Genomic DNA, 26,326 nt, shown 5'->3' on the forward strand with positions numbered 1-26,326 from the left:
TAAATTAAATGATAAAATCACTATTTTAATAATTTACGTTCGATGTGAATAAATCGTGATGATTACCAGTCTATTTAGATAAATATTTTTTATTAAAAATTAACATTTTACATTCTATTCCATATTTTCATAAAAAATCATTCAAATAAATTTATCATTCAAAATATCATTTAATCTAAATCTTGATAAAAAAATACGATAACATCATCACAATACCAATAAAAATAAAATTAAAACAAAAAGTAAATAGTGATTTTTTTTTTACATTTTATTTTTTATTTTATAATTTAGTGCCTACTTCATATAAAAGAAAAATACCGTTATGGTAACAAACGTTAATATCACCACGGAAATCAATTTCTTCATTCAATTTTAATCTTCTTTTTATTTATATTTCACACTCTTTTTTTAATTTTTTTATAACAATAAATTTTCATATTTATTACACAATAACTTTTTATAATAAAATTAACATTAAAAATGTACTTATTATTTTTTTACACTGTAAAGAGAGATAGTTAACAATAACTCATTGTTATACAATCTCTTTTTTATAAAAAACATAAAATGTAAATTATTGATTACATTCTAACATGTACTATTAGCTATCACCTTGAAAAAGAATTTATTCGTATTTAATTTCTTTTTGCAATTTATAAGGAATGTCTTTAAATTAACAAAATGACTTATCTTAAATCAGCAAAACAAAATGCAATGCCTAATATCTAAAAAAAAACCACATCAAATTGAAGAAAATAATCTCTTTTTTATTTTTAATAGCACTCAATAATAAAGAAGTATTTTTATAAATATTCTTCTATTTATTTTTATAAAAATACAGTGATAATTATATAATAATTTTGGGCGAAACATGAATACAATACAATATGAAAAAAACAATCAATATGATTGTGCTATTCAGAAAAAATCTTATTTTTATCCACAATACCAAATACTAGAAAATGAACAAAAAGCGCTTTTTCTTATCAGAAAAAATGCACTCATATTGCAAAATTGCACTGATACAGTAACAGTGAGTGATAACCAAGTTCTTTTTCTACAACAAGGTAACTATACAATAAAAACACAAGGTGCAGAGCCTACCGATATTATTTGTATCCCACTCTCTGATGATTTTTTAAGAGATTTCATGTCTAAGTACAATGAGATCTTGTGCCAAATAGAAAGAGACGAAGAGTTTTCAAGTGCCTTTATTTGTTTTCAAAATTCACCTCTTATTCAATTTTGTAGTAATGGCTTTGAATATCTCACTGTTCAATCTTGCCCTGAAGCCTTCATACAATTACGTATTGAAGAGCTTTTAATTCTATTACTTTCAACTGAGCAAGGTTCTGACTTAATGGCGTTATTGCGCCAACTTAGCCATCGTCAAGTTGATCGCTTAAAGATTTTTATGGAAAAAAATCATTTAAAAAACTGGAAGCTTAAACAATTTGCTCGTGAATTTGGTATGGGATTAACTACGTTTAAAGAGCTTTTTAATCATGTTTATGGTACTTCACCAAGAACATGGATTTGTGAAAGACGCATTATCTATGCACACCAACTGCTGCTGACCACTGAAATGAGTATTGTTGATATTTCAATGGAGTCTGGCTTTTCAAGTCAGTCTTACTTTACACAAAGCTATCATCGTCGTTTTAATATGACACCAAGTAAAGCGAGAAATCTCAGATCAAAATTATAAAAAATCCGACTGAATATCATAATATCTAAAAGTCATTCATAGTTAGAATACTTAAAATTTGTTCTTATGAGTGAGTTGTATATCGTGATAAAAGAAAATACATATAGCACCAAAGTCCATTATTATGACTATTTAGCCTTACTGAAAAAAATAATGGCACCCAACAATGAAGAAACTGTAGATAACTTGTTTGATCTACAGTTTTCTTTTCATTCTAATGAAAATATCGTTACTGCATATGATGTTAATGAGCAACAAATAAAAATACTATCCCGTGTTTTGTGCCGTGAAAGCTTAGACAGTTTATTACAGTCCACTTGGTTTTTACGAAAGAAATACTGTTTTGTTGTTATATCTAAAGAAGAAGTACGTGATGTTATTGGTTTTGCACATACATTTCATGCAGAACAGCCACATTCAACAATAACACCAGCAGATTGGGATAAATCATTAAGAGCAACAGTCAATATCAATGAACATATGCGCTTAATTCAAGCCGTAATAAAACCGCTTTTTATTTGGTGGGCTCAACACATTACTCCCCAGCTTTTTACACTTTATGAAACTAAAAGAGAGCTCGAACTTCAAATTAAACAGTGTGAAAATATTAAGTCATTTGAAGAAAAGCAACTATCAAATAAAAGTGATCCTTTTTTATCTTTAGATGATATCAATATTAAGCTTAATGCGGATAAAGTCAGACTAATTGTTATCAATAACTTATTACAGAAAGATATTCAATTACTCCTCGATAATTGGAAAAGTGAACCTATCTTTAATGTTGAAATAAATAACACTCTTGATTACATTCAGAAAACAACACCTAGTTCTGAACTAATAAAACCATTATGGGAGATTTTAAATAGCATTCCAGAACATCCTGAAAACTGCCAGAAATTAAAAAATTGGCTACTAGAAAGAGAACTTTGTTTAAAAAACGATGAATTTTTATGGCAATAATAAAATATCAGCTCTTCATTTTTTATTCAGAGAAGAGCTGATGTTACCTATTAATTATTTTATTTAATATCTAAGATCTCAATTGTCACGATGGACATGGATTCTGGTGGCACTTGTCCTGGTACACCATTCTTCCCATAACCGCCACCTGGTTTTATATAAATTTTGGCTTTACCATTGATACCTGCTTTTGCAATAAAGGTATTCAGTGGTAATGGCAATTGGCGGTAAGGTAAAATAAGTGGCTTAGCTTTATCATAATTAAGAGTTACAGTACCGTCAGTTAACTCTTCATGCATTGTAAATACAACGGTTTTACCTGCAATTGAAGCCACAGGCTTACCCTGTTTTAATATTTTAAAGTAGGTATTATCGTCATATTGTACGTAATTCTGTTTTTGGATCTCAGATAAAATAGATTTATTACGCTGGGCATTATCTTTTCCTATAATTGAATAGGCATAAGCAAGTTGCCCTGCAATCATTTGCCCTTCACCTGCCATTTTCTCAAGCTGCTCTTTTAGCGTTTTATTTTCTTTTAAAATATTGTTAGTGTCTGTGTTAACTTTCGCTAATTCAGCATCTTTGGCTTTAATTTGCTCATTTAATTTAGCAATAGATTCTGTTTGTTGTTGCTTTAACGTACTAATTTGTTGTGCATTCTCTGTATTTTGTTTTTCTAATTGTACTTTTGCTTCAGCTAATTGAGCACTCAATTTATCCGTTGTATTTTGCTTTTCAGTGAGTTGTTTTTCTAACAATGCTAAAGTTTTCTCACTCTCTGTTTTGCTCGTGGTGACTTGAGCTAATGCAATATTATTCTCTTTAAATTGTGCATCTAATGTTTGATATTTATTCGATAGCTCACTTTGTGCTTTCTCCAATTTAGCTATCAGATTATTTTTATCAGTAATTAAATTTTCAACGGCTTTTTCACCCGCAGATAAACTCTTCTTCAAGTCAGCGAGTTCCGTGACCTTGTTATCTAGCTGTGCTTTTAATTCTGGGATCGCTTTTAGTTTTTCGTCTACTTGCTCTTTTTGCTGTTGAACAGCTAAAAGCGATTTATTAAGTTGAGTTTGTTCCTGATTACTTTTTTCAACTTGTGTTTTTAGTTGTGCTATTTCTTTGCGTTGCTCCTCAACAAGTTTGCTATTTGCATCTTGCTGCTTTTCTGCTTCTGCGACTTTCAATGCAAGCTCTTTAGATAAATCTTCACGTTCTGATGTGATCTTCAATAATGTGCTTTGTAATTTATCTATCTCTTTTTTCGCAGAGTCATCTTTTAGCAATAGTTGAGCCTGTGCAAACTGAGTCTGCACATCTTCTTTCTCTTTCTTTATCGTTGCTAATTGATTTTGTACATCTAAAAGTTGTTTAGTTAATTTTTCTTGCTCAGTCGTTATTGTTGATAACGAATTTTCTAATGTTGCTATCTCTTTATTTTTGATTGCTTCTAATTTAGCTAACTCTTGCTCTTTTTGCTTACTGTTACCACTTAGTAACTGCTGAGATTCGATATACTGAGCCTGTATAACTTCTTTTTCTTGTTCAATTTTCGCAAGTAGTGTCTGTTTTTCATTTAATTGACTAATTAACTTCTCTTGCTCTACTTTTATACTCTCAAGTGAACTTTGTAATTTATCAATCTCTTTTTTGGCACTATCATCTTTTAACAGAGCTTGAGCCTGTTGATACTGAGACTGTAATTGCTCTTTTTCTTGCTCAAGCTGAGTATATTTCGCCTCTAAGGTTTTAAGTATTCCCGCTTGTTGCTCAAAATCTTGTTGCTGTTTTGCTAACTCTGTATTTTTTACTGTTGTTGCCTGTAATACATTCTCTTTTTCGGCTAGTTGCTTAACTAACAAGTCACGTTCTTTTTTTATTGTTTCTAAATCATTTTGTAGCTTAGCAACAGCCTGTTTTAACGTGTCATCAGTAAGTAAGGTATTCGCCGTAGCTAATTTTTCTTCTGTTTCAGCCAGCGTTAATTCGAGTTGTTTAATTTGGCTATTTGCATTGTGAAGTTTTTCTAAATGCTCTTTTGTTATAGCTGCCTGCTCTGTGTATTTTTGATACAGAGTTTGGTATTTACTTCTTGTATCTGCTAAACGATTTAATAGCTCTTTATTAAAAAGAGGTTGTTTATGATCAAGTACAGAGCGATTGAACTGATATGCAAAGTGGAAAGGAATGGCCGTAACAGAATAAAATGTTCCTGGAATAACATCTAACAAGAAATTGTCATTACGTTGAGGCCTTGCATAACTCTCTTTTGAATACAGAGCTAATGGGTTATAAACCGTTGCATTATTTCTGTAGCTATAACGATTAAGATCCTCTGGTGTAAATTGCGGTTTAATCGGAATAAAAGAAAGCAATGGAGTTAAATAACGAGTGTAGTCACTCTTTAATTTTGAATAATCAGCAGGTAACACAGGGCAATTTTCTGCCAGCGTGATATCAGGAGTCTTAACAGGTTCAACTACCTGATTATCTGTTTTAGCTGGCGTAGAAGTTTTAACTCGTTGCTCTGGTTTTGTTTGTTGAGTCGCTGTGGTGCGGTTTACTCCACGATTAGCCTGACCGGTTCTCGTTGACGATGAAATTGTAGCAGATGTTTTAGGCTCAATTTTAATTGGCTTTTGTGTTTCAAAATAACGGTCAAAATCTTCAATAACAGAATTAAACTCATTATTGGCAAACGACAGTGTTGGAAACAGCATAAAAGCGAGACAAACACTCTGCTTTAATTTCATAGTAATTATTCACCTAATTTTTTTAATGTCGAATTAACTGACATAATCGACAAATAGCGAACTTTTGCACATAAAACTTCTGTTTTTGATTCAATACTCATTTTTAATAAATCTAAACTATCTTTACTTGCTGTACCTTGAACACTACGGTACATCGCATTGATTTCGCTAATTTCTTTAAATGAGCTCATCATGGATTGATAATCAGATGGAGAAAAAGTTTTTAAAGAATCAAGTTGTTTGATACAAGCACTTTGCGGTGCCAGTCCCAATTTTCTTGTATCTACGCCACTATCAGCAGGCTCTGCAGCTGGTGCCATAGAAAGCGGTTGTGCAACAGCCGCTGGTTGAGTAGTTGCTACAGGCTGTGTGGTTTGTACTGGCGCTGGCGTTTCAATTGGACGAGAGTGATCAGTCCACGCACACCCAGATAGGGCGAGAACGCTGGTTGCCATAAATACAGCGAGGACATTCTTTTTATTTTGTAATAAGGACATCATTTTTCCTTAATTCCGATCAGACTTAAATAAGAGTATATGAGTTGTCGCATTTTAAGCCATTTTATTATAATTTTCTATTACCTACTGCATACTAAATAAATAGGCTAACACTCTTAGTTGCAATGAGTGTTCCTATCATTTCATTTATTTTTTCTTAAAATACTACTTACATCACACTAAACGCATCAAATCTTGAATATCGGATTTATTTAGTAAAATGTTGTCATATAAACTGATCGTTTTTTATATTGATGAAATAATACCAGATAATAATAAAAATAATAATACCAATTTTATCATTTATTTACGTAATTTACGTGTAAAAAACACTCTTATATTTTGTTGCTGTTTTTTAATACCAAGATAAAATCAAAAAATGAATATCTAATATAGGCTTTGGTATTCATTTTATCCTTCAAAATAGGAGAACTAAGATGAGTCATTTTAAAATTGGTATCGTTGTCGGTAGTTTAAGAAAAGATTCGTTTAATAAACAAACTGCACATGCCTTAATTAAGTTATTTCCTCAAGAATTTACCTGTCAGTTTATCGATATTAGTGCTCTCCCTCTCTATAACCAAGACGATGACAGTCATACCCCCTCTTCTGTTGTCGATTTCAAACAACAAATAAAAGCATGCCAAGGCATCATCTTTATCACCCCTGAATATAACCGTTCAATACCTGGGGCACTTAAAAATGCTATTGACCAAGCTTCTCGCCCTTATGGAACGAATGCTTGGGATAAAATTCCAGCAGGTATTATTGGGGTTTCAACGGGTAATATTAGTACAGCAATAGCTCAACAACATTTACGTAATTCGTTAGCCTTCTTGAATATGCCGACCCTAAATCAACCAGAATGTTATCTAAAATGGTATGACGGAATGGTTGAGAATGGACAGTTTTCAGAGAAAACGGCAACTTTTATGCAAAACTGGATTGATGCCTACGTGGCTTTTGTGAAGCAAAATAATCAATAATCAAATAAGCTAAAAAGAGCTTCATGTAAAAACATAAGCTCTTTTTCTTTTTTATCATAAAAGTTAATGTAATTTATTTGGTTATAATATTCTTGTTCACTTCGCTATTAAACATCATGAAACAAAAATAGATTATCATTAAAAGACATGTTTTTTTATTATCACCATTAAGAATTGTTTATTATATAATAAAAAATAAAGGAATTTAAATAGAACCAGATCCGAGATCAATTTTAATCATTTATCTTATTAGCCCCAAGGTCAGAGAATATCAATAAGACTTCAACTTACTACCACATATAAAATTTACAATTTGATAATTATTTTTAATAATTTATATTAGGCTAAAACATTAGTCATAATGTGCGATACATCTCTAAATAATATGCTTCTATAATTGTGATAAACAAAAAAATTACCTATATTACTCATCCATTAAATACTGGCAGGTAAATCATGGATAAAAATTTAAAAGAAATTGAATGCGAAATTGCGGCTCTAAAAATTGTTATCAAATCTTTACTTTCTACGTTAAATGATAGACAACGAAGGGATATGTTGGGCAATATATCTATAGTGCTTGAGGATACATCAAACAAATACCCTCAACTCAATGAAGTTATTAACTTAACTGAGCAATACGTGAAGAAACTTACTCAAGCCTAATGAAAACAATATTTGCTATTGCTATAAAGTTTACCCCCTAATTTTATAGGGTGCTAATAGCATCCTATTGATTATTTTATATAGTTATACCGTTATTTTTCTTTCATTAATACAATACTAAGTTAAATTTTCTGAATGTCTATTTCCCTCATTTAAAATATCCTTACATTTACTGTTTTAATGAAAAAATGCGATAAATTCGCATATTTTTTTATCAATTTAATTTTTTCTTGGATTTAAGTAAACAATTAATTAATATGAAAAATAATTTATCACACAGCAATAAATTGTCGTTCCTTTGAGGATCTTATGGAAAAAAAAGTTGTCAATATAGAGTATGAAATTGCAGCAGTAAAAGTAGTTTTGAAAGCCTTATTATTGACTTTGACAGATAAACAAAAAGAAATAGTGATCCAAGATATAAATAAGACCGTCAATGATGCTTATATCGATCATCCTCAATACCAAGATGTTATAAACAAGACAGAACAATATATAAAAAAATGCTCTAAACATTGAGACAATATTCTTCATCATCCTCTCTTTATTATTTATATTAAAGAGGATTTATATCTGCATCTTTAAAAAATCAAATCACTTCAAGCTTTAACATAATCACTGATTGATTATGAAAATTAAAATGGAAAGTACTTTTTAATTGATTGAGTATAATAAAATAATATTGTTATTTATAGATCGTTTAATTTTGATAATAATTTTCTGTTTCACATGATAAAAATAATAAAACATGACGACTTAAATACTCAATCAATGAGCAAGTTAAGCTCATTGATACTGTTAAATAAAAGCAAGAATAATAAGAATGTAGCCTTTATATTTATAATATTTTTGCGCCTAACGAGTAAAAACTTACCACATTAGACACATACTTTATAAATTTTTTCTATATCAATGATGAGCTAGATTGAATTTTTGTACCGATTGCTGTAATTCTTCGGTTTGTCTTTCTAATGAAATGGCTGCTGCTGAAACTTGTTCAACTAAAGAGGCATTCTGTTGTGTTACGCCATCCATTTGAGTAATAGCCACACTCACTTGGCCAATACCTTTACTTTGCTCTTCAGATGCAATAGTGATTTCTTTCATTATTGACGTTACCTGTTTAACTCCCGTCAAAATATCTTCCATCGTTTTTTCCATATCACTGACTAAGCTTGCACCTTTTCTTACTCGCGTAGAGGAGTCAGCAATAAGCACTTCAATCTCTTTAGCGGCTTTGGCACTATCTCCTGCTAAATTACGCACTTCATTGGCGACGACCATAAATCCTCGACCATGAGTTCCTGCCCTTGCCGCTTCTACTGATGCATTTAAAGCAAGTATATTTGTTTGAAATGCAATATTATTAATAACGTTGATGATATCTGCAATTTTATTTGAACTATCAGAAATCTCATCCATTGTTGTTACAACAGATTCAGCTAGTTCATTGCCTTTTTCAACAGTCACTGATGCAACTTCAGCCAATTCTCTCGCCTGATAAGCATGTTCCATATTCTGATTAACGGCAGCTGTGATTTCTTCCATGCTTGCGGCTGTTTGCTCTAGTGCCGTCGCTTGCTCTTCTGTACGAGAAGCCAAATCGTTATTCCCTTTGGCAATTTCAGATGCACCTCGATAAATACTGTCACTTCCCTGACGGATAGTGCTCACTGCTTCATGTAAACTATTTTGCATTCCATTCAATAATGGTATTAATCGCCCAGCACAATTATTACCAAAAGGCTCGAGTGGCTGACTCAAATCACCTTCTGTAATTTTCACAAAATGTTGGCGAATACTTTCGAGTGGTTTTTGTAACATTGACACTAAATAACGATCAGTGAGGATCAGAATAATTCCCCCTAAAATAGCGCTAATGATAATAACGATTTGTGTTACTTCAATAAGCTCATCTACTTCTGCAATGGTTCTATCAATTTTTATATTTGCGACATTATTAAAGTTTTCACTCACATTACCCAATTCACGGCTCAACGTAGGTGTTACATTTTTTGCATGGTGTTCATATTGCTCAATAGTACCATTGAGCGCTAACTCCATTTGCTTTTTTACTCCTTGCTCAAAAAGCGTTTGCCATACATCCATTAGCTCTTTTGACACTTTTGCATCCATCGGCCCCGGAGAAACAGATTTCATATATTCAATCTGTTTTTCCATGTTCTCCATTGCGATTTGTGCTTGTGTAAAGTCAACTTCTTTACCCTCTGCTTTTTGTTCTACCAAACGATTAAGCCGTGAAGTAAAACGAAAGTATTGGTCATTTCCCTGACTGAGTGCGGCCATTTGCTTTATTATTTGATTATCAGATTGATTGCCTTCAGATATTTGTGATAGTGACCATGCGCTATAAAGACTGACACTGCCAAATAACACACATAAAGTCCCCAGTATGATTATCATCATCAGACGAATAGTAATGTTACGAAGTTTCTGCATCGAATTTCTCAACTAACAAGATAAAGTAATCCCAATTGGGCGTAATGTACTCTTATCGACACTTTTTCAATTTATTTTAATTTTTTACTAATTTTTTTTATAAATTTATTTTTAATTTCCTCTACATAAAAAGAGTTAGAGGAGAGAAGCAAAAGCGTTACTTATATATCATTTTTTATAACTTGATGAAGAAAATATAAAATCATTTAAAATCATAGCATTAAAATAAGGTAGTGATAAAAATGAATAATAATAGTTAAAGAAATAAAATAATAACTATATTGTTTATATAGTTACTTTCTTTAAGAATTTATTTAAAAAATAAAAATTCCTCCAATAATAAATATTATTATTACTTAACTAGCATTTGAACTTTATACTATTTATTTGATTATCACAGTGGCTACTCTCGAGTTATTTTAAGTAAGTAGATGCGATTATAGATATAAGGAGGAAGGCGTTTACATGAGGTAATACGACCTGACTCGCCTATTTAATATAAATAAAATTAAATAATTCTACTTTTATCTAAAAATAATCTGAAGCGCTGGAAACAAATAGCGTCGAAACAAACTTCACCATCAGGCTTAAATCCATAACGAGAGAGTGTTTTTATTACCTTCCTTGAGTGAGAAACTTCTTTGGTACAGGGCGACGCCGTTGGCATGACGAGGATCGATGTCACCAATGGTCAACATCAATTCCATCTGGCTGATAAAACGTGGAAATACTTCATCCAACTTCAAAAATTCTGCGTTACTGAATTCACCGATAATGCTGGCTCGGTCAGCCAGATAGTGCAGTCGTTTTCCTTCCAGTACCAGACAAACGCCAAAACAAGGTGATTCTTTATTGCCTGTTCGGGATCACATTTTTCACTCCGCCCTTTTCACTTATAACAAACGGGTGATATCATTCACCATGTAAATACCTATCAACTCAACCCGAGGCTTCGATGCTGGAGAATGTCATCATCTGATAATCAGTTCCCACGACCTTTACAGGCCGGACTGATTATCAATGCGCTAAAATCGAATGTGGACACCGCTGTGTGTTTGCATGTTTTACACATGATGATGAAACAGGTTTTCCAGTATGAATTTATCCCGTCAGGAACAACGTACCTTACACGTTCTCGCCAAAGGTGGACGTATTGCACACGTCCGCGATGCTTCAGGTCGCGTCACCGCCGTTGAATGCTACAGTCGCGAAGGGCTGCTACTTGTCGACTGCACGCTCACCGTCTTCAAAAAACTCAAAGCCAAAAAGCTGATCAAATCCGTCAACGGTCAGCCTTATCGCATTAACACTACCGGACTGAATAACGTCCGCGCCCAGCTAGATAATCGTTAAGGAGAGGATCATGGATATCCCACGTATTTTTACTATTAGCGAAAGCGAACACCGCATTCATAACCCTTTTACGCCCGAAAAGTACAACACACTGGGTCGAATATTACGCATGAAGCCGAATACTCGCATCCTTGATCTCGGCAGTGGTTCGGGGGAAATGCTCTGTACCTGGGCCCGTGATCACGCCATTACTGGTGTCGGTATCGATATGAGTCAGTTGTTCAGCGAGCAAGCCAGACGACGTGCGGAAGAACTCGGCGTAAGCAACCGTGTTCATTTCATTCATAACGATGCCACCGGATATGTGGCAGAAGAAAAATGCGATGTAGCCGCCTGCGTCGGCGCGACATGGATTGCCGGTGGATTTGTTGGAATGATTGAGTTGCTGGCGCGGAGCCTTAAGCCAGGTGGGATCCTGCTCATCGGTGAACCCTACTGGCGTCAGTTCCCAGCATCAGACGAAATAGCCCGAGCCTGTGGCGTCAGCTCGACGAGCGATTTCCTGACGCTGTCAGGACTTGTCAGCGCGTTCGACGGCCTCGGCTATGACGTGGTGGAAATGGTACTGGCAGATCAGGAAGGCTGGGACCGGTATGAGGCAGCGAAATGGCTGACCATGCGTCGCTGGCTGGACGCCAATCCTGATGATGACTTTGCAGCAGAAGTCAGAGCAGAGCTAAACATCTCGCCAAAACGTCACGTAACGTACACGAGAGAATACTTTGGCTGGGGCGTGTTCGCACTCATCGCCAGGTAAAATAAGTTCCCGGTATTTCTGGCTGGAGATACTGGGAGCTTCACCTTTGCTTTGATCTGATGCATCACCCGCACAAAACATATTTAATATGTTTATTAATCAGGATGTCACCATAAGAGCATCATATGTCACAACACGAAAAGTACTGTTAGGCCTGCGGAATGCGATGTCGAAACCTGATGCACACTATGCCAGTGATCAATATTGTACATACTGCAGCGATGGCAATCTGAAATTCTAGGAAGAGACCATTTCCGGTCTGGCGGGTTTCCTTGATTCCTAGCAAAATAAGCAATTGCATTGCTATGTTAGCAAGCACCCTACCGGCATAGGTGTTCAGAATACAAAGAAACTCTGGCAATTCATCTTGGTTAAAAAACATAGCAGGGGGGCAATTATCCTCCCGAGTTCAATAGAGTAATAAAATGCTATAACTGCTGATTTATCAAGGAAAAATTAAGTTTGGCAGACTTCAGGAGACTTGAGTTTGGAGCGGGCGAAGGGAATCGAACCCTCGTATAGAGCTTGGGAAGCTCTCGTTCTACCATTGAACTACGCCCGCAATTTATTTTCTTGATTATACGCTTCCCTAATTGAACGACAATCCCCTTCTTATTCAAATGATTACTTAATCATCGCAAAAAAGACAACTCACTGTTTTTAAAAACAAAAAAGCCACCTTTCGGTGGCCTTATAACTATATTGTTCTTCGTTAATGCTATTGTTAAATTAAGGATTTATTTAAAATAACAATTATTTATTAGGGCGCATTGCCGGGAATAAAATAACATCACGAATGGTATGGCTGTCAGTAAATAACATCACCATACGGTCAATACCAATACCTAAACCAGCTGTTGGAGGTAAACCGTGTTCTAATGCCGTAATGTAGTCATGGTCAAAGAACATCGCTTCTGCATCACCCGCTTCTTTTTGGCGAACTTGATCTTCAAAACGCTCTGCTTGGTCTTGAGCATCATTAAGTTCTGAGAAGCCATTACCAATTTCACGACCACCAATAAAGAATTCAAAGCGATCAGTGATAAATGGATTATCATCGTTACGACGAGCCAGTGGAGAAACTTCAGCTGGGTATTCAATGATGAACGTTGGTTGAATTAAGTGGCTTTCAGCAACTTCTTCAAAAATTTCACATTGAACACGACCTAAGCCCCAGCTTTTCTCAATCTTAATACCGATAGACTGAGCAATAGCAACCGCTTTATCCATATCATCAAGATCAGCCATTGCAGTTTCTGGACGATATTTGCAGATAGCTTCTTTCATGGTTAATTTGGCAAATGGTTTACCAAAATCAAACTCTTGATCACCATATTTCACTAACGAAGAACCCAGTACATTTTCAGTTAATGTACGGAATAACTCCTCAGTTAATTCAATCAGGTCACGATAATCTGCATACGCCATATAGAGTTCCATCATGGTGAACTCAGGGTTGTGACGTGGTGATACACCTTCGTTACGGAAGTTACGGTTGATTTCGAATACGCGATCAAAACCACCGACAACTAAACGTTTTAAATATAACTCAGGCGCAATACGCAGATACATATCGATATCTAACGCATTATGGTGAGTAATAAACGGACGCGCACTTGCTCCACCAGGGATAGTTTGCATCATCGGCGTTTCAACTTCCATAAAGCCTTTATTCACCATAAATTGACGGATACCCGCCATAACTTGTGAACGAATTTGGAAAGTTTTGCGCGATTCTTCGTTAGAAATCAGATCTAGATAACGCTGACGATAACGCATTTCTTGGTCAGCTAAACCGTGGAATTTATCTGGTAACGGACGCAGTGCTTTAGTTAATAAACGCACTTCTGTACAGTGAACACTTAATTCACCTGTTTTCGTTTTGAAAACACGACCGCGAGCACCTAAGATATCGCCCAGATCCCATTTTTTAAATTGCTCGTTATAAATACCTTCTGGTAAATCATCACGAGAAACATAAAGCTGAATACGGCCACCCATGTCTTGCAATGTAGCGAAAGATGCCTTGCCCATAATACGGCGAGTCATCATACGACCTGCAATAGAAACTTCCACATTCGCTGCTTCTAACTCTTCTGCACTCATTGCATCATACTTTTGATGTAATTCGTCAGACAGAGCGTCTCTGCGGAAATCATTTGGGAATGCGTTACCATTATCGCGTAAAGCGGATAATTTTTCGCGGCGTGTTTGCAGTTCGTTATTTAAATCAGGTGCCTGCTCCGCACCTTGTTGCTGTTGCGACATGTTTTTCCTCACAGGCCCGCTTTTAAGCTAGCTTCAATAAATTTATCAAGATCACCGTCTAATACTGCTTGCGTATTACGTGTTTCCACACCAGTACGTAAATCTTTAATACGTGAATCATCAAGAACATAAGAACGAATTTGACTACCCCAGCCAATATCGGACTTGTTATCTTCCATTACTTGCTTGTCTGCATTTTTCTTCTGCATTTCCAGCTCGTATAATTTCGCTTTCATCTGCTTCATTGCCTGATCTTTGTTCTTATGCTGAGAGCGATCGTTTTGGCATTGAGTGACAAGACCTGTTGGAACGTGGGTAATACGCACAGCAGATTCTGTTTTGTTAACGTGCTGTCCACCCGCACCTGAAGCACGATAAACGTCAATACGTAAATCAGCTGGGTTGATTTCAATATCAATATTGTCATCAACTTCAGGGTAAATAAAGGCAGAGCTAAATGAAGTATGGCGACGGCCACCTGAGTCAAATGGACTTTTACGAACTAAGCGATGAACACCTGTTTCTGTACGTAACCAACCATAAGCGTACTCACCAATAATTTTGATAGTCGCTGATTTTAATCCTGCAACATCACCGTCAGATTCTTCAATAATTTCTGTTTTAAAGCCTCTTGATTCAGCCCAACGTAAGTACATACGCATCAGCATACTTGCCCAATCTTGCGCTTCTGTACCACCAGAGCCTGCTTGTAAATCAAGGTAGCAATCCGCACTGTCATATTCACCAGAGAACATGCGACGGAATTCTAATTGCTCAAGCTTTTTATTTAAACCATCTAATTCAGCAATAGCTTCGTTAAATGTTTCTTCATCATCAGCTTCAACCGCTAAATCAAGTAAACCAGAAACATCTTCTAATCCTTGATCTAACTGATCGATTGTTTCTACGATAGCCTCAAGAGATGAACGCTCTTTGCCCAATGCTTGTGCCCTTTCTGGCTCATTCCATACATCAGGTTGTTCTAATTCAGCGTTAACTTCTTCTAAACGCTCTTTCTTGGCATCATAGTCAAAGATACCCCCTGAGAACATTTGTTCTTTCAGAGACTTCTTCTATTTGGTGTTTTACGGGGTTGATTTCAAACATACTTTTTCGTCTTTATGTTGTTTTCAAAAAACAATTGGAATAAATTTTGAACCGCATATTGTAACGGATATATCAGCGGGTTTATAGCATTTATATACAATTGTCTACTAGATAGTTGTTACCATAACAACGTTATCCTTTATATCACGATAAATTGTTTAATTACTCGTGTTAACAAGGCCAAATGTGCTCAACAAGCAGTTGTGCATTACGTTGTCCTCTAAACTCATTGACATCTAGTCGATAGGCTAGCTCTACCGTTTTAATGCTGTTATCCGGCCACATATTGATATCAACATTGAATGCAATCGCATCAATCATTAAATGACTATTCACTGGCTGAAGCATCATTTTTAAATGCTTACTACCTACAATACGTTGTTGTAACAACGTAAATTTACCGTCAAATAGAGGTTCAGGAAAAGCCTGTCCCCAAGGCCCTGCTTCTCTGAGCATTTCGGCGATAGGCAATGAAAGTTGATTATCGGTTAGTTCGCCATCCGATAAAATTACGCCTTGTAACTGTTCATCGGAAACCAACTCTGCCATCAAAGACGAAAAATGACGCTGAAACAGTGGGAATTTATCTTCTTCAAGTGAAAGCCCAGCCGCCATTGCATGCCCACCGAATTTCACCATCAATCCCGGATTTAACGTATTTAATCGTTCTAATGCATCTCGAAGATGTACACCACTTATTGAACGACCAGAGCCTTTCAACAGACCATCACCGCTAGGTGCAAAAGCAATAACAGGGCGATGCAATTTTTCTTTAATACGAGAAGCTAAAATACCCACAACGCCTTGGTGCCACTCAGGGTGATAGATCGCTAAACCATTTGGTAAATCATGTTGTGTTCCCATAAATTGACGGAAAATGATTGAAGCTTCTTCTTGCATACCCGCTTCAATTTCACGCCGAGTTTGATTTAATCCATCAAGTTCATTAGCAATTTCACGCGCAGAACCAATATTGTCGGTTAAAAGTAAAGCAACTCCCACAGACATATCATCAAGACGTCCGGCTGCGTTTAAGCGAGGCCCTAAAGAGAAACCCAAATCGCTACTGACTAGTTGAGCGAGTTCTTTTCGAGAGACTTCCGTTAGCGCTTTTATTCCTACACAACAACGTCCAGCCCTAATTCGGCGTAATCCTTCATAAACAAAAATACGGTTATTTTCATCAAGAGGAACAACGTCTGCCACTGTGCCTAATGCAACTAAATCAAGAAAATCCGCCATATTGGGGCGAGCTAAGTTTTGTTGCTCAAACCAACCTTGCTTTTCTAACTCAGCTCTTAATGCCGTCATTAAATAAAAAGTAACGCCAACACCAGCTAATGATTTAGATAAAAAAGAACAATCTGTCAGGTTAGGATTAATAATCGCATCCGCAGCGGGTAAGGTTTGTCCGGGTAAATGGTGATCAGTAACGAGGACACGAATACCATATTCATGAGCTGTATCCACACCTTCAAAAGAGGAAATTCCATTATCAACAGTGATAATGAGATCAACCCCCTTTTTAGCAACGTCATGAACAACTTGAGTGCTTAAACCATAGCCATCATCAAAACGATTAGGAATATGATAGCTAACTTGCTTAAATCCCATTTGTCGTAATGCTTTAATCGCAAGTGCGGTACTTGTTGCGCCATCAGCATCAAAATCGCCAACAATAACAATACGAGATTGTTGCTGTAACGCCTCAATCAGTAATGAAATTGCCGTTTCTATTCCTGTTAATGTTTGATAATGAAGTAAGCCTTTTAACGATCGTTCTAGTTGAACTTCAGATGTTATTCCACGATTAGCATAAATTTGTCGTAATAAGGGATCTAAGTTATTCGGTAATTGAGTTGCCTGTGCAATTCGACGACGCAGTGTCGGTTCAATAGTGACCATAAAACGTAATTACTTCTCTTTTTTATCTAATAATTCAACAAGGTTTTGAGCAGAAATATATCCACCATAAATACTGGCATTAGGTAATACAATAGCGGGAGTGCCTTGAATACCCATCATGGTGCCTAATTTAAAGTGTTCATTGATATTGATTTTTGCACATTCATCAATGGGGATAATTTTGTCACCTTTAAATGCACTGTCTAATGATTTATTAGGAAAACCACTACACCACACGGCATTCATTTCTTTACTCACAATATTATTGCCAACACCGTTACGAGGAAATGCCAAATAACGCACTGTTACACCTTGTTTATTCAGTTCAGGTACTTCTTGGTGAAGTTTTTGGCAATAAGGGCAACTGATATCAGTAAAAATGGTGATCATATGACGCTCATTACGCGCTTTATAAACAATCATTTCATTCTTAAGTGAATCTATTTTTTTCATAATAACTTGATTAGCAATACTAACTGGCTCACCACTACTAATATTATAAATAGGCCCTGCAGTCAGATATTTACCATCATCTGTAATATAAAAAATGCCTTTATCTGATAACACTGCATTTAATCCAACAATCGGGGTTGGTTGAATACTCTCTGCTTTAATCTGCATTTTAGCTAGTTGCGCTTCAATAGAAGCATTGTCAGCAAGCACTGGCATTGACACCATACTTAATAAGATTGGCAACCAGAATAATTTCTTTTTCATTTGAATTCCTATTTAACACCAGCTATTTAGCGGCTATCCCCTTGGGTGATGTTGCTGATGAAGCGCCTTCAAGCGCTCTGTTGCAACATGGGTATAAATCTGTGTTGTAGAGAGGTCACTGTGCCCCAATAACATCTGTACAACACGCAAGTCTGCCCCATGATTTAAGAGATGTGTCGCAAATGCATGACGCAACACATGGGGTGATAGTTTTTCAGTATCGATCCCTGCTATCACGGCATAATGTTTTATCCGATGCCAGAACGTTTGTCGTGTCATTTTTTGCCCTCTTAAGCTAGGAAAAACAATATCGTCCGTTTTCCCTTGCATTAAAGTGGGTCTTCCATATTGCAAATATTGCTCTAGCCAGTAAATAGCTTCTTCACCTAAAGGAACTAAACGTTCTTTATCACCTTTACCAATAACACGTAGCACGCCTTGTCGTAAGCTGATATCAGAAAGGGATAATCCCACAAGTTCAGAAACACGAAGCCCACACGCATAAAGAACTTCAAGCATTGCTTTATCGCGCAATTCAAGTGGCTCATCAATACAAGGTGCATTGAGTAAATCATCAACTTGTCGCTCACTTAAATCTTTTGGTAAGCGCTTGGGAAGCTTAGGAGTTGAAAGTAATGCGCTAGGATCGTCTAAACGTAATTTCTCACGATATAAATATTGGAATAATCGACGCATTGTACTAAGCAATCGAGCGGCGCTGCTGGCTTTATAGCCTTCATCTAAACGTGTCGCGAGAAAAGATTGCAAATCCAAAGTAGTGGCTGATAACCAATCTAATTGGTGGTGTGCAAGCCATTGTCCTAGTGCTTGTAAATCTAAACGATAAGAGCTAAGTGTATTAGCAGATAAGCCTTGCTCTAACCAAATGTTGTCGAGAAATTGTTCAATGATAATATCAGTATCTTCATTGATATGAGTTGTCTTTTTTGTCGATAATTTGGTTTGTGACACGGTCTTGCTCTCCCTCTCTTTAGCTCATAGCCTTTACATTATGCCTTATAAAAAAATTTTTCTGGTACAATAGTGACCTTTATTGGCAAAAATATCCTAAAAACCTTTATGAAAATTGGTCTATTTTACGGTTCTAGCACCTGTTACACCGAAATGGCAGCAGAAAAAATTCGTGATATTCTCGGTGAAGAGTTTGTTGATCTTCATAATGTTCAAGAGTGTGATATCTCGCTTATGGAACAATATGACATCCTTATTTTAGGTATTCCAACTTGGGATTTTGGTGAGATCCAAGAAGATTGGCTCAATATTTGGGATACATTGCCGACATTAAATTTAAAAAATAAGCTTATTGCAATGTATGGGATGGGTGATCAAGTTGATTACAGCGAATGGTTTCTGGATGCGCTGGGTATGCTCTACCATCATTTATTACCAAGTGGTGTTAAATTTATTGGATTCTGGCCTGTTGATGGGTATGAATTTGTCAGCCCAAAACCTTTATCGGATGATGGTAAACATTTTGTTGGTCTTGCATTAGATGACGTTAACCAGTTTGAAGAAACTGATGAACGTTTATCACAATGGTGTATGCAAATTCTACGTGAAATAGAAGAAAACTTATAAATTTAATATCCAGGTATTAAATATCTGGATATTGCATTAATAACTGAGAGAAGTTACGCCACTCATTTTCAGTCATACTATCAAAAGCGACCCATAACGTGATTTGCTTTTTATTTAGAATAGAAGTCAACGTTATTCGAGTACCAAAACGACTAATCCAAGGATGTTTTGTTATTTGCCATTCATGCTGTTTCCATTGAATTCGATTACCATTCAGTAAAACAAAATCCCCTTTGATACGACTAATATTCTTTTGTGTGAAATACCAACTGCCGATCAGGAAAAGTAACAGTGGCACCCAAACATAAATAAAATCAGGAGGCCACGGATATAACAGTAAGCCTATCACAAAGGCAACATAAGCAACCGTTGAGAAGAGTTGAGTGAACCATGATACTGTGAGGTGCGATTTCCATAAAATCACGAGTTATATTAACTCCTGCTGTAATTCTATACGGATATAAATAAGTTAAAGATAATAAAGACCAACCTATTTATAATGTAACTTCTTTCTTAACCTTGCAAATAATTTATCTTACATTTTAGCTCAAATATTTATGGCTACCCTTTCTATTTAATATGTGTTCAAAAAATATAACTTAATAATAAATACGTAATTAATATTCTTTTTTAATCGTTGTTTTAATAAATTTAGCATACCTGATTTATTCAGTATAAAACGAAAAATATTGAAAAAAGGCGATTTAAGCCATAATTTTTAGAGATAGCACGCAAACTTAACGTAACTACATTTGTTATTTCAGTAAATTTTAGAGTGTTATTAGTATTATTAATTTTTTATATAAAAATAAAAACGCCTTTATTTGATGAGAAAATAAAAGCGTCATTTTTAATCAATCTTAATTGCTATTTAATCTATCGCTGATTTGATAATCTATTTTATTAATATTTATCAACGATCTCCGCCATTCTCGCTTTATTACGCTCTTGGATTAATTTCACCATATAATAGAGCGCATCATCATCAGGCCGTCCATGATTCATTAACCAGTTAAATAAATCAGGATCTGCACACTCTAGTAAACGAACAAAAAGCGCTTTATCGTTATCAGATAGCGTATCGTACTCATTCTCGAAAAAAGGCATGATAGAAATATCCAGTTCACGCATTCCGCGACGACATGCCCAGTTAATTCGTGCTTTATTCTCTATATCGATAGTCATACTCTGCTCTTTACATTGTTCAAATCAAGAAATACCACTATTTCTTCCTAGCCCTGATGATAGTCTTATCGCAAAATTTTTAACATCAAAATGATCACAGTTTGCAGGTTTAGTCTCATAGACAACCTATTGAACACGCTTTCATTTGTTATTTATCAGGTTCATTTTCTGTGCGTTAAAAATAATAATGACTTGCATTGTCTTGTCACTCTTTTACCATAACTGATGTATCTGATTAATTTAATAGCTGGTGACATCATGACTCAAAATTCTACTCAGGCTAAACGCCCTCATGCAGCAATCAATTTGCCATTAACACTGGTTTCTTTAGATGAATGGTCACTGATAACAGCAACAGGTGCTGACAGTGAAAAATATCTACAAGGTCAATTAACTACGGATATTGCAGCCCTCCCAACAACGACACATACATTGTCTGCACACTGTGAAGCAAAAGGTAAAATGTGGAGTACGCTTCGCTTATTCCACCAGCAAGAAGGTTTTGCTTATATTCTGCGTAAAAATGTCGCGCAAAAACAACTTGCTGAATTAAAAAAATATGCCGTATTTTCAAAAGTAACTTTAACTGAAAATACAAATAGCGTTTTATTAGGATTAGCCGGACAAGGTGCTGCTCTTGCATTGGCCAATTACTTTCCAAATATCCCTCGTAAAGCAAATGAAGTTGTTAATCACCATAATACTTATATTCTTCAGCTACCTTTACCTACTGAACGTTTTTTAATCGTAACAGATGAAGAAACCGCAAAAAATCTTGCGGTAACATTAAAAGCAGAAACCAGTAATAGCGAGCAATGGTTAGCCTTAGATATCGAGGCTGGATATCCTATTATTGATACTCCCAATATTGAGCAATTCTTACCTCAAGCAACAAATCTGCAAGCATTACCGCTGAGCATCTGCTTTAAAAAAGGCTGTTATACCGGACAAGAAATGGTATCTCGCGCAAAATTCAGAGGTGCCAATAAACGTGCAATGTACCTATTATCAGGTGGTGGTACTGAATTACCTGAGATTGGCGGTAGCATTGAATGGCAATTAGGCGAAGATAAATGGCGTAAAACAGGAACAGTATTAAGTGCTGTACGTATGGCTGATAATACTATTTTGGCTGAGGTTGTTATGAATAACGATATGGAGCTCGATAGTGTATTTAGAGTTCAAGGCGATAACATCAGCCGTCTAGTCATTAAACCACTGCCTTATTCTTTAGAAGAAGAGTAATTTTTATTAATCATACCAATACGGATTTTTATGACACAATTACCTAAAGGGGCATTTGGCCCCTTCTCTGATACGATTAACTTTATTATGGAGTTAGATAAACTAAAACGTGTTTATCGTAAAAATAATGTATTAGACAATAGTCGTTCTGAAAATACCGCAGAACATAGCTGGCACTTTGCCGTTGCAGCAATGAGTTTTCAGCCCTATGCGGGCGATATTGATATGGGGCGTGCTATTCAATTAGCTCTTGTTCACGATATCGTTGAAATAGATGCTGGCGATGTGATGGTTTATGACGTTGCCGCTCGTGAAGCAATTAAAGAGCACGAACAAAAAGCTGCAAAACGTATTTTCGCTTTATTACCTTCTCCACAAAGCGAATATTTCCTCAATTTATGGTTGGAATATGATGCAGCTGAAACACCTGAATCTCAGTTTGCCAATATTCTTGATCGCGCGATGCCGATGCTGATGAATTTGCATAATGAAGGTCAAAGTTGGGTTGAAAATAATATCCGCTTAGAGCAAGTATTAGCGCGTAATCTGTTTATTGAAAAACAGTGGCCGGAATTTTGGCAATATCTCTACCCTCAATTATTAGAGGCGCAGAAGAAAGGCTGGCTGAAGTAATATATTCATTGTTAAATTTATTAAATAAAAAAATACCGATGGCTAACTTAATCATCGGTATTCTATTTAGGAATATTGCTAGATTAAAGCTTATTCATAATCACTAATTGGTGCGCATGAACAATGTAAATGGCGGTCGCCATACACATCATCAAGACGTTTAACCGCAGGCCAATATTTGTTTTGTTTCGTTGCTTCACTTGGGAACACCGCACATTCACGGCTATAACTATGTGACCACTCTTGCACTAATTCATATTGTGTATGAGGTGCATTAACTAATGGGTTATCGTCGATTGGCCATACGCCTTTATCTACCAGTACAATTTCAGCACGAATAGAAAGCAGAGCCTCAATAAAGCGATCAATTTCAACTTTACTTTCGGATTCTGTTGGCTCAATCATTAATGTACCCGCAACAGGAAATGACATGGTTGGAGCGTGGAATCCATAGTCAATTAGACGTTTAGCCACATCCATTTCACTGATACCGTAGTTCGCTTTTAATGGACGAATATCGATAATACATTCATGTGCTACATAACCATCAGCGCCAGCATAAAGAATGTCATAGTCATTTTTCAGACGTTGTGCGATATAGTTCGCATTTAAGATAGCCACTTGGCTGGCTTGTTTAAGCCCTTGTGCGCCCATCATACGAATATACATCCAACTAATTGGTAGTATTGAAGCGCTACCAAATTGAGCTGCAGAAACCGCACCTTGTGTAGTAACATTCTCCATTTCAACAACAGAATGTCCCGGTACAAACGGTGCTAAGTGTGATTTCACACCAATAGGCCCCATACCTGGACCACCACCGCCATGAGGAATACAGAAGGTTTTATGTAAGTTTAAGTGAGAAACATCAGAGCCAATAAAGCCCGGTGTAGTGATCCCCACTTGCGCATTCATATTGGCGCCATCAAGATAAACTTGTCCGCCATATTGATGAATGATTTCACAAACTTCACGAATACCTTCTTCATAAACACCATGTGTTGATGGGTATGTCACCATTACACAAGAGAGTTCAGCTTGATGTTTTTCTGCTTTGGCTTTTAAGTCCGCAATATCGATATTACCGTTATCATCACAACCGACAACAACCACTGTCATTCCTGCCATATGGGCAGATGCTGGGTTAGTACCGTGTGCTGAACTTGGGATCAAACAGATATGTCTCTCACCTTCTCCACGACTTTGGTGATAACGACGAATAGCTAATAAACCGGCATATTCACCTTGAGCACCCGAGTTTGGTTGCATACACATCGCATCATAACCCGTTAATGCAGCAAGCCAACTGGAGAGTTGTCCAATCATCACTTGATAGCCCTTCGCTTGATAAGCGGGGCAGAATGGATGTAGCTCGGTAAATTCAGGCCATGTGATTGGGATCATTTCAGCGGCAGCATTAAGTTTCATCGTACATGAACCTAATGGGATCATCGCTTGATTCAATGCTAAGTCTTTATTTTCTAAACGATGCATATAACGCATCATTTCTGTTTCACTGTGGTAATGATGAAAGTTTTCATGCGTCAGCACAGTGTCTTTACGTTGCATAGAAGCAGGAATTGACGCTGATGCAGAAGCCACTTGTTTATCAAGTGCATCAATATCACCCGCAAATACTTTACCACTGATAATTTCAACAAGCTTTAATACATCTTCACGTGTTGTAATTTCGCTTAGCGTTACACCCACGGCTCCCACAATATCAGTGCGTAAGTTAATTTCAGCATCTTTAGCACGTTGTAATACAGCCGCTTTATCTGCGGTATCAATCGTTAAGGTATCAAACCAAGTTTTATGACGTAATACCATACCGTTTTGTTGTAAACCTGCGGCTAAAATATCCGTTAAACGATGAATACGTTGAGCGATGGTTTTTAATCCTTCAGGCCCATGATAAACCGCATACATCGCCGCAATATTGGCAAGTAAGACTTGGGATGTACAAATATTGGAGTTCGCTTTTTCACGGCGAATATGTTGCTCACGCGTTTGCATCGCCATACGTAATGCACGATTACCCGCAGCATCACGAGAAACACCAATAATACGTCCCGGCATCGCACGTTTATATTCATCACGACAAGCAAAGAATGCCGCATGTGGTCCACCATAGCCCATTGGAACACCAAAACGTTGCGCTGAGCCTAATACGATATCAGCACCTTGATGACCCGGTGCGGTGAGTACCACCAGCGCCATTAAATCAGCGGCAACACTGGTAATAATTTTGCGTTCTTTTAGTGCTGCTAATAACTTACTGTGATCATGAACTTCGCCCGTTGTGCCGACTTGTTGTAATAGCACGCCAAAGACGCCTTCAAGCTCTAATACTTTTTCAGCCTTATCAACAATCACTTCAAAACCAAAGGTATCAGCACGAGTTCTGACAACATCTAAAGTTTGAGGGTGAACATCATCAGCAACAAAGAAACGATCCGCATTTTTTAATTTGCTTACACGTTTTGCCATTGCCATTGCTTCTGCAGCTGCTGTTGCTTCATCTAGCAACGATGCAGAGGCGAGATCCATTCCTGTGTAATCAATTGTAACCTGTTGGAAATTCAGTAGTGATTCTAGACGACCTTGAGAAACTTCTGGCTGATACGGTGTATAAGCGGTATACCAACCCGGATTTTCTAATAAATTACGCAAAATCACAGGGGGTAATACAGAAGGTGCGTAACCCATTCCAATGTAAGAAGTAAAACGTTTATTTTGGCTAGCGATCGCTTTTAGTTCAGCCAAGGCTTCTTGCTCTGTTGCTCCTGCACCCACATTCGGTGGTGTCTCTAATTGAATATTATCTGGAACAATTTTTTGAGTTAATTCATTTAATGAGGAGACGCCAACAGCACTGAGCATCTCTTTAATCTGTTCTGGTGATGAACCAATATGGCGACGAATAAATTCATCGCGATACTCTAACTGATTTAAAGTCTGTGTCATTGCAAGTAATTTCCTGAATTCACTATGAATGGATAGGTAAATAGCACACGGCTTAAAGCGCGTTGAAATAGCATTACGACAACAAGCTAACAAATAAAAACGCCCCGGCATTGATTTGACGGGGCGCTTCGTTTTACTCTTCGCTATCTACCAGTTCTTGATAACCCGCAGCATCAAGTAAGTCATCTAATTCGCTTTCATTATTTGCTTTAATGCGAAATAGCCAACCTTCTCCGTAAGGTGCGCTGTTTACCAGCTCTGGAGAACCATCTAATTCTTCATTTACTGCGATAATTTCACCCGATAATGGTGAATAGATATCTGATGCAGCTTTTACTGATTCCGCTACTGCACAATCATCACCCGCTGCTACTTCTCTACCCACTTCAGGTAGATCAACAAACACCATGTCACCTAATAATTCCTGTGCATGTTCAGTAATACCGATAGTGTATTCACCATTGCCTTCTGAACGGATCCACTCATGAGACTGCGCGTATTTTAATTCACTAGGTATTTGACTCATTGACCTTACTCTCCATTTAAAATAATTG

The 26,326-nt window shown here is 36.5% G+C and carries 22 protein-coding genes, 1 tRNA gene and 2 pseudogenes; 10 read left to right on the forward strand and 15 right to left on the reverse strand.

Annotated elements, in window-relative coordinates; genetic code table 11:
* The first annotated feature begins 871 nt into the window (after nucleotides 1-871).
* Nucleotides 872-1,708 (forward strand): helix-turn-helix transcriptional regulator, encoded by an 837-nt coding sequence (locus tag NBG71_RS08725; RefSeq protein WP_075670890.1) that lies wholly within the window; start codon nucleotides 872-874, stop codon nucleotides 1,706-1,708.
* A gap of 84 nt (nucleotides 1,709-1,792) precedes the next feature.
* Nucleotides 1,793-2,668 carry a T3SS regulon anti-activator ExsD domain-containing protein gene (locus NBG71_RS08730; RefSeq protein WP_223673490.1) on the forward strand — a complete coding sequence of 292 codons (876 nt, stop codon included), beginning with the start codon at nucleotides 1,793-1,795 and terminating at the stop codon, nucleotides 2,666-2,668.
* A 59-nt stretch (nucleotides 2,669-2,727) separates the two neighbouring features.
* Here NBG71_RS08730 and NBG71_RS08735 read toward each other — a convergent pair whose 3' ends face one another.
* On the reverse strand, nucleotides 2,728-5,427 hold the full coding sequence (locus NBG71_RS08735) for a sugar transporter (RefSeq protein ID WP_250916779.1): 2,700 nt from the start codon (nucleotides 5,425-5,427) through the stop codon (nucleotides 2,728-2,730).
* A gap of 5 nt (nucleotides 5,428-5,432) precedes the next feature.
* Nucleotides 5,433-5,924 carry a YuaE family lipoprotein gene (locus NBG71_RS08740; protein ID WP_223672376.1) on the reverse strand — a complete coding sequence of 164 codons (492 nt, stop codon included), beginning with the start codon at nucleotides 5,922-5,924 and terminating at the stop codon, nucleotides 5,433-5,435.
* Nucleotides 5,925-6,361: 437 nt separating this feature from the next.
* On the opposite strand from NBG71_RS08740, the gene NBG71_RS08745 reads away from it, so the two are divergent.
* From NBG71_RS08745 to NBG71_RS08755, 3 genes are all read left to right on the forward strand, one after another.
* Nucleotides 6,362-6,910, forward strand: a complete 549-nt coding sequence (locus tag NBG71_RS08745; RefSeq protein WP_075670882.1) for an NADPH-dependent FMN reductase — start codon at nucleotides 6,362-6,364, stop codon at nucleotides 6,908-6,910.
* 456 nt (nucleotides 6,911-7,366) lie between these two features.
* Complete coding sequence (locus NBG71_RS08750; RefSeq protein ID WP_075670880.1) at nucleotides 7,367-7,576, forward strand: sigma-S stabilization anti-adapter protein IraP; 210 nt, start codon at nucleotides 7,367-7,369, stop codon at nucleotides 7,574-7,576.
* Nucleotides 7,577-7,885: 309 nt separating this feature from the next.
* Complete coding sequence (locus NBG71_RS08755; RefSeq protein ID WP_223672377.1) at nucleotides 7,886-8,095, forward strand: hypothetical protein; 210 nt, start codon at nucleotides 7,886-7,888, stop codon at nucleotides 8,093-8,095.
* Nucleotides 8,096-8,485: 390 nt separating this feature from the next.
* On the opposite strand, the gene NBG71_RS08760 is transcribed toward NBG71_RS08755, so the two are convergent.
* Entirely contained in the window at nucleotides 8,486-10,036 is a 1,551-nt protein-coding gene (locus NBG71_RS08760; RefSeq protein WP_250916780.1) for a methyl-accepting chemotaxis protein, read from the reverse strand.
* A 629-nt stretch (nucleotides 10,037-10,665) separates the two neighbouring features.
* Nucleotides 10,666-10,881: pseudogene (locus NBG71_RS08765) on the reverse strand (type IV toxin-antitoxin system YeeU family antitoxin); the annotation flags it as partial.
* A gap of 250 nt (nucleotides 10,882-11,131) precedes the next feature.
* Between NBG71_RS08765 and NBG71_RS08770 the strand changes: the two are divergent.
* Both NBG71_RS08770 and NBG71_RS08775 read left to right on the forward strand, forming a co-directional pair.
* Nucleotides 11,132-11,389 carry a YjhX family toxin gene (locus NBG71_RS08770; RefSeq protein ID WP_099659332.1) on the forward strand — a complete coding sequence of 86 codons (258 nt, stop codon included), beginning with the start codon at nucleotides 11,132-11,134 and terminating at the stop codon, nucleotides 11,387-11,389.
* Between the two features lie 10 nt (nucleotides 11,390-11,399).
* Complete coding sequence (locus tag NBG71_RS08775; protein WP_191901435.1) at nucleotides 11,400-12,146, forward strand: class I SAM-dependent methyltransferase; 747 nt, start codon at nucleotides 11,400-11,402, stop codon at nucleotides 12,144-12,146.
* Between the two features lie 259 nt (nucleotides 12,147-12,405).
* Here NBG71_RS08775 and NBG71_RS08780 read toward each other — a convergent pair.
* The 7 genes and pseudogenes from NBG71_RS08780 to xerD all read right to left on the reverse strand — a co-directional run.
* A pseudogene (locus tag NBG71_RS08780) lies at nucleotides 12,406-12,525 on the reverse strand (integrase); the annotation flags it as partial.
* A gap of 109 nt (nucleotides 12,526-12,634) precedes the next feature.
* Nucleotides 12,635-12,708 (reverse strand) — tRNA-Gly (locus NBG71_RS08785).
* 191 nt (nucleotides 12,709-12,899) lie between these two features.
* Nucleotides 12,900-14,414, reverse strand: a complete 1,515-nt coding sequence (gene lysS, locus NBG71_RS08790) for a lysine--tRNA ligase (RefSeq protein ID WP_099659330.1) — start codon at nucleotides 14,412-14,414, stop codon at nucleotides 12,900-12,902.
* 8 nt (nucleotides 14,415-14,422) lie between these two features.
* A protein-coding gene (prfB, locus tag NBG71_RS08795) for a peptide chain release factor 2 (protein WP_099659329.1) occupies nucleotides 14,423-15,521 on the reverse strand; the annotation gives its coding sequence in 2 pieces (ribosomal slippage) (nucleotides 14,423-15,445 and nucleotides 15,447-15,521; 1,098 coding nt in all).
* A 171-nt stretch (nucleotides 15,522-15,692) separates the two neighbouring features.
* Nucleotides 15,693-17,426 carry a single-stranded-DNA-specific exonuclease RecJ gene (gene recJ, locus NBG71_RS08800; protein WP_075670872.1) on the reverse strand — a complete coding sequence of 578 codons (1,734 nt, stop codon included), beginning with the start codon at nucleotides 17,424-17,426 and terminating at the stop codon, nucleotides 15,693-15,695.
* A 9-nt stretch (nucleotides 17,427-17,435) separates the two neighbouring features.
* The gene (gene dsbC / locus NBG71_RS08805) at nucleotides 17,436-18,143 is read right to left on the reverse strand and encodes a bifunctional protein-disulfide isomerase/oxidoreductase DsbC (protein ID WP_075670870.1); all 708 of its coding nucleotides are present in this window, start codon (nucleotides 18,141-18,143) and stop codon (nucleotides 17,436-17,438) included.
* A 33-nt stretch (nucleotides 18,144-18,176) separates the two neighbouring features.
* Entirely contained in the window at nucleotides 18,177-19,115 is a 939-nt protein-coding gene (xerD, locus tag NBG71_RS08810; protein WP_075670868.1) for a site-specific tyrosine recombinase XerD, read from the reverse strand.
* Between the two features lie 108 nt (nucleotides 19,116-19,223).
* Between xerD and fldB the strand changes: the two genes are divergently transcribed.
* Nucleotides 19,224-19,742, forward strand: a complete 519-nt coding sequence (gene fldB / locus NBG71_RS08815; RefSeq protein ID WP_075670948.1) for a flavodoxin FldB — start codon at nucleotides 19,224-19,226, stop codon at nucleotides 19,740-19,742.
* A gap of 16 nt (nucleotides 19,743-19,758) precedes the next feature.
* On the opposite strand, the gene NBG71_RS08820 is transcribed toward fldB, so the two are convergent.
* Nucleotides 19,759-20,166, reverse strand: coding sequence for a protein YgfX (locus NBG71_RS08820; protein ID WP_098942225.1), 408 nt, complete (start codon nucleotides 20,164-20,166; stop codon nucleotides 19,759-19,761).
* Between the two features lie 479 nt (nucleotides 20,167-20,645).
* Nucleotides 20,646-20,921 carry an FAD assembly factor SdhE gene (gene sdhE, locus NBG71_RS08825; protein ID WP_075670946.1) on the reverse strand — a complete coding sequence of 92 codons (276 nt, stop codon included), beginning with the start codon at nucleotides 20,919-20,921 and terminating at the stop codon, nucleotides 20,646-20,648.
* 264 nt (nucleotides 20,922-21,185) lie between these two features.
* On the opposite strand from sdhE, the gene ygfZ reads away from it, so the two are divergent.
* Together ygfZ and NBG71_RS08835 are read left to right on the forward strand one after the other, a co-directional pair.
* Nucleotides 21,186-22,172, forward strand: coding sequence for a tRNA-modifying protein YgfZ (gene ygfZ, locus NBG71_RS08830; RefSeq protein WP_099659328.1), 987 nt, complete (start codon nucleotides 21,186-21,188; stop codon nucleotides 22,170-22,172).
* Nucleotides 22,173-22,202: 30 nt separating this feature from the next.
* Nucleotides 22,203-22,805, forward strand: a complete 603-nt coding sequence (locus NBG71_RS08835; RefSeq protein WP_075670862.1) for an HD domain-containing protein — start codon at nucleotides 22,203-22,205, stop codon at nucleotides 22,803-22,805.
* Between the two features lie 90 nt (nucleotides 22,806-22,895).
* On the opposite strand, the gene gcvP is transcribed toward NBG71_RS08835, so the two are convergent.
* Nucleotides 22,896-25,772, reverse strand: a complete 2,877-nt coding sequence (gene gcvP / locus NBG71_RS08840) for an aminomethyl-transferring glycine dehydrogenase (protein WP_164530611.1) — start codon at nucleotides 25,770-25,772, stop codon at nucleotides 22,896-22,898.
* A 133-nt stretch (nucleotides 25,773-25,905) separates the two neighbouring features.
* On the reverse strand, nucleotides 25,906-26,298 hold the full coding sequence (gcvH, locus tag NBG71_RS08845; protein ID WP_006533681.1) for a glycine cleavage system protein GcvH: 393 nt from the start codon (nucleotides 26,296-26,298) through the stop codon (nucleotides 25,906-25,908).
* Nucleotides 26,299-26,326 lie beyond the last annotated feature (28 nt).

This window comes from Proteus sp. FZP2095 (assembly GCF_023701425.1).
Classification (GTDB): Bacteria; Pseudomonadota; Gammaproteobacteria; order Enterobacterales; family Enterobacteriaceae; genus Proteus; species Proteus cibarius.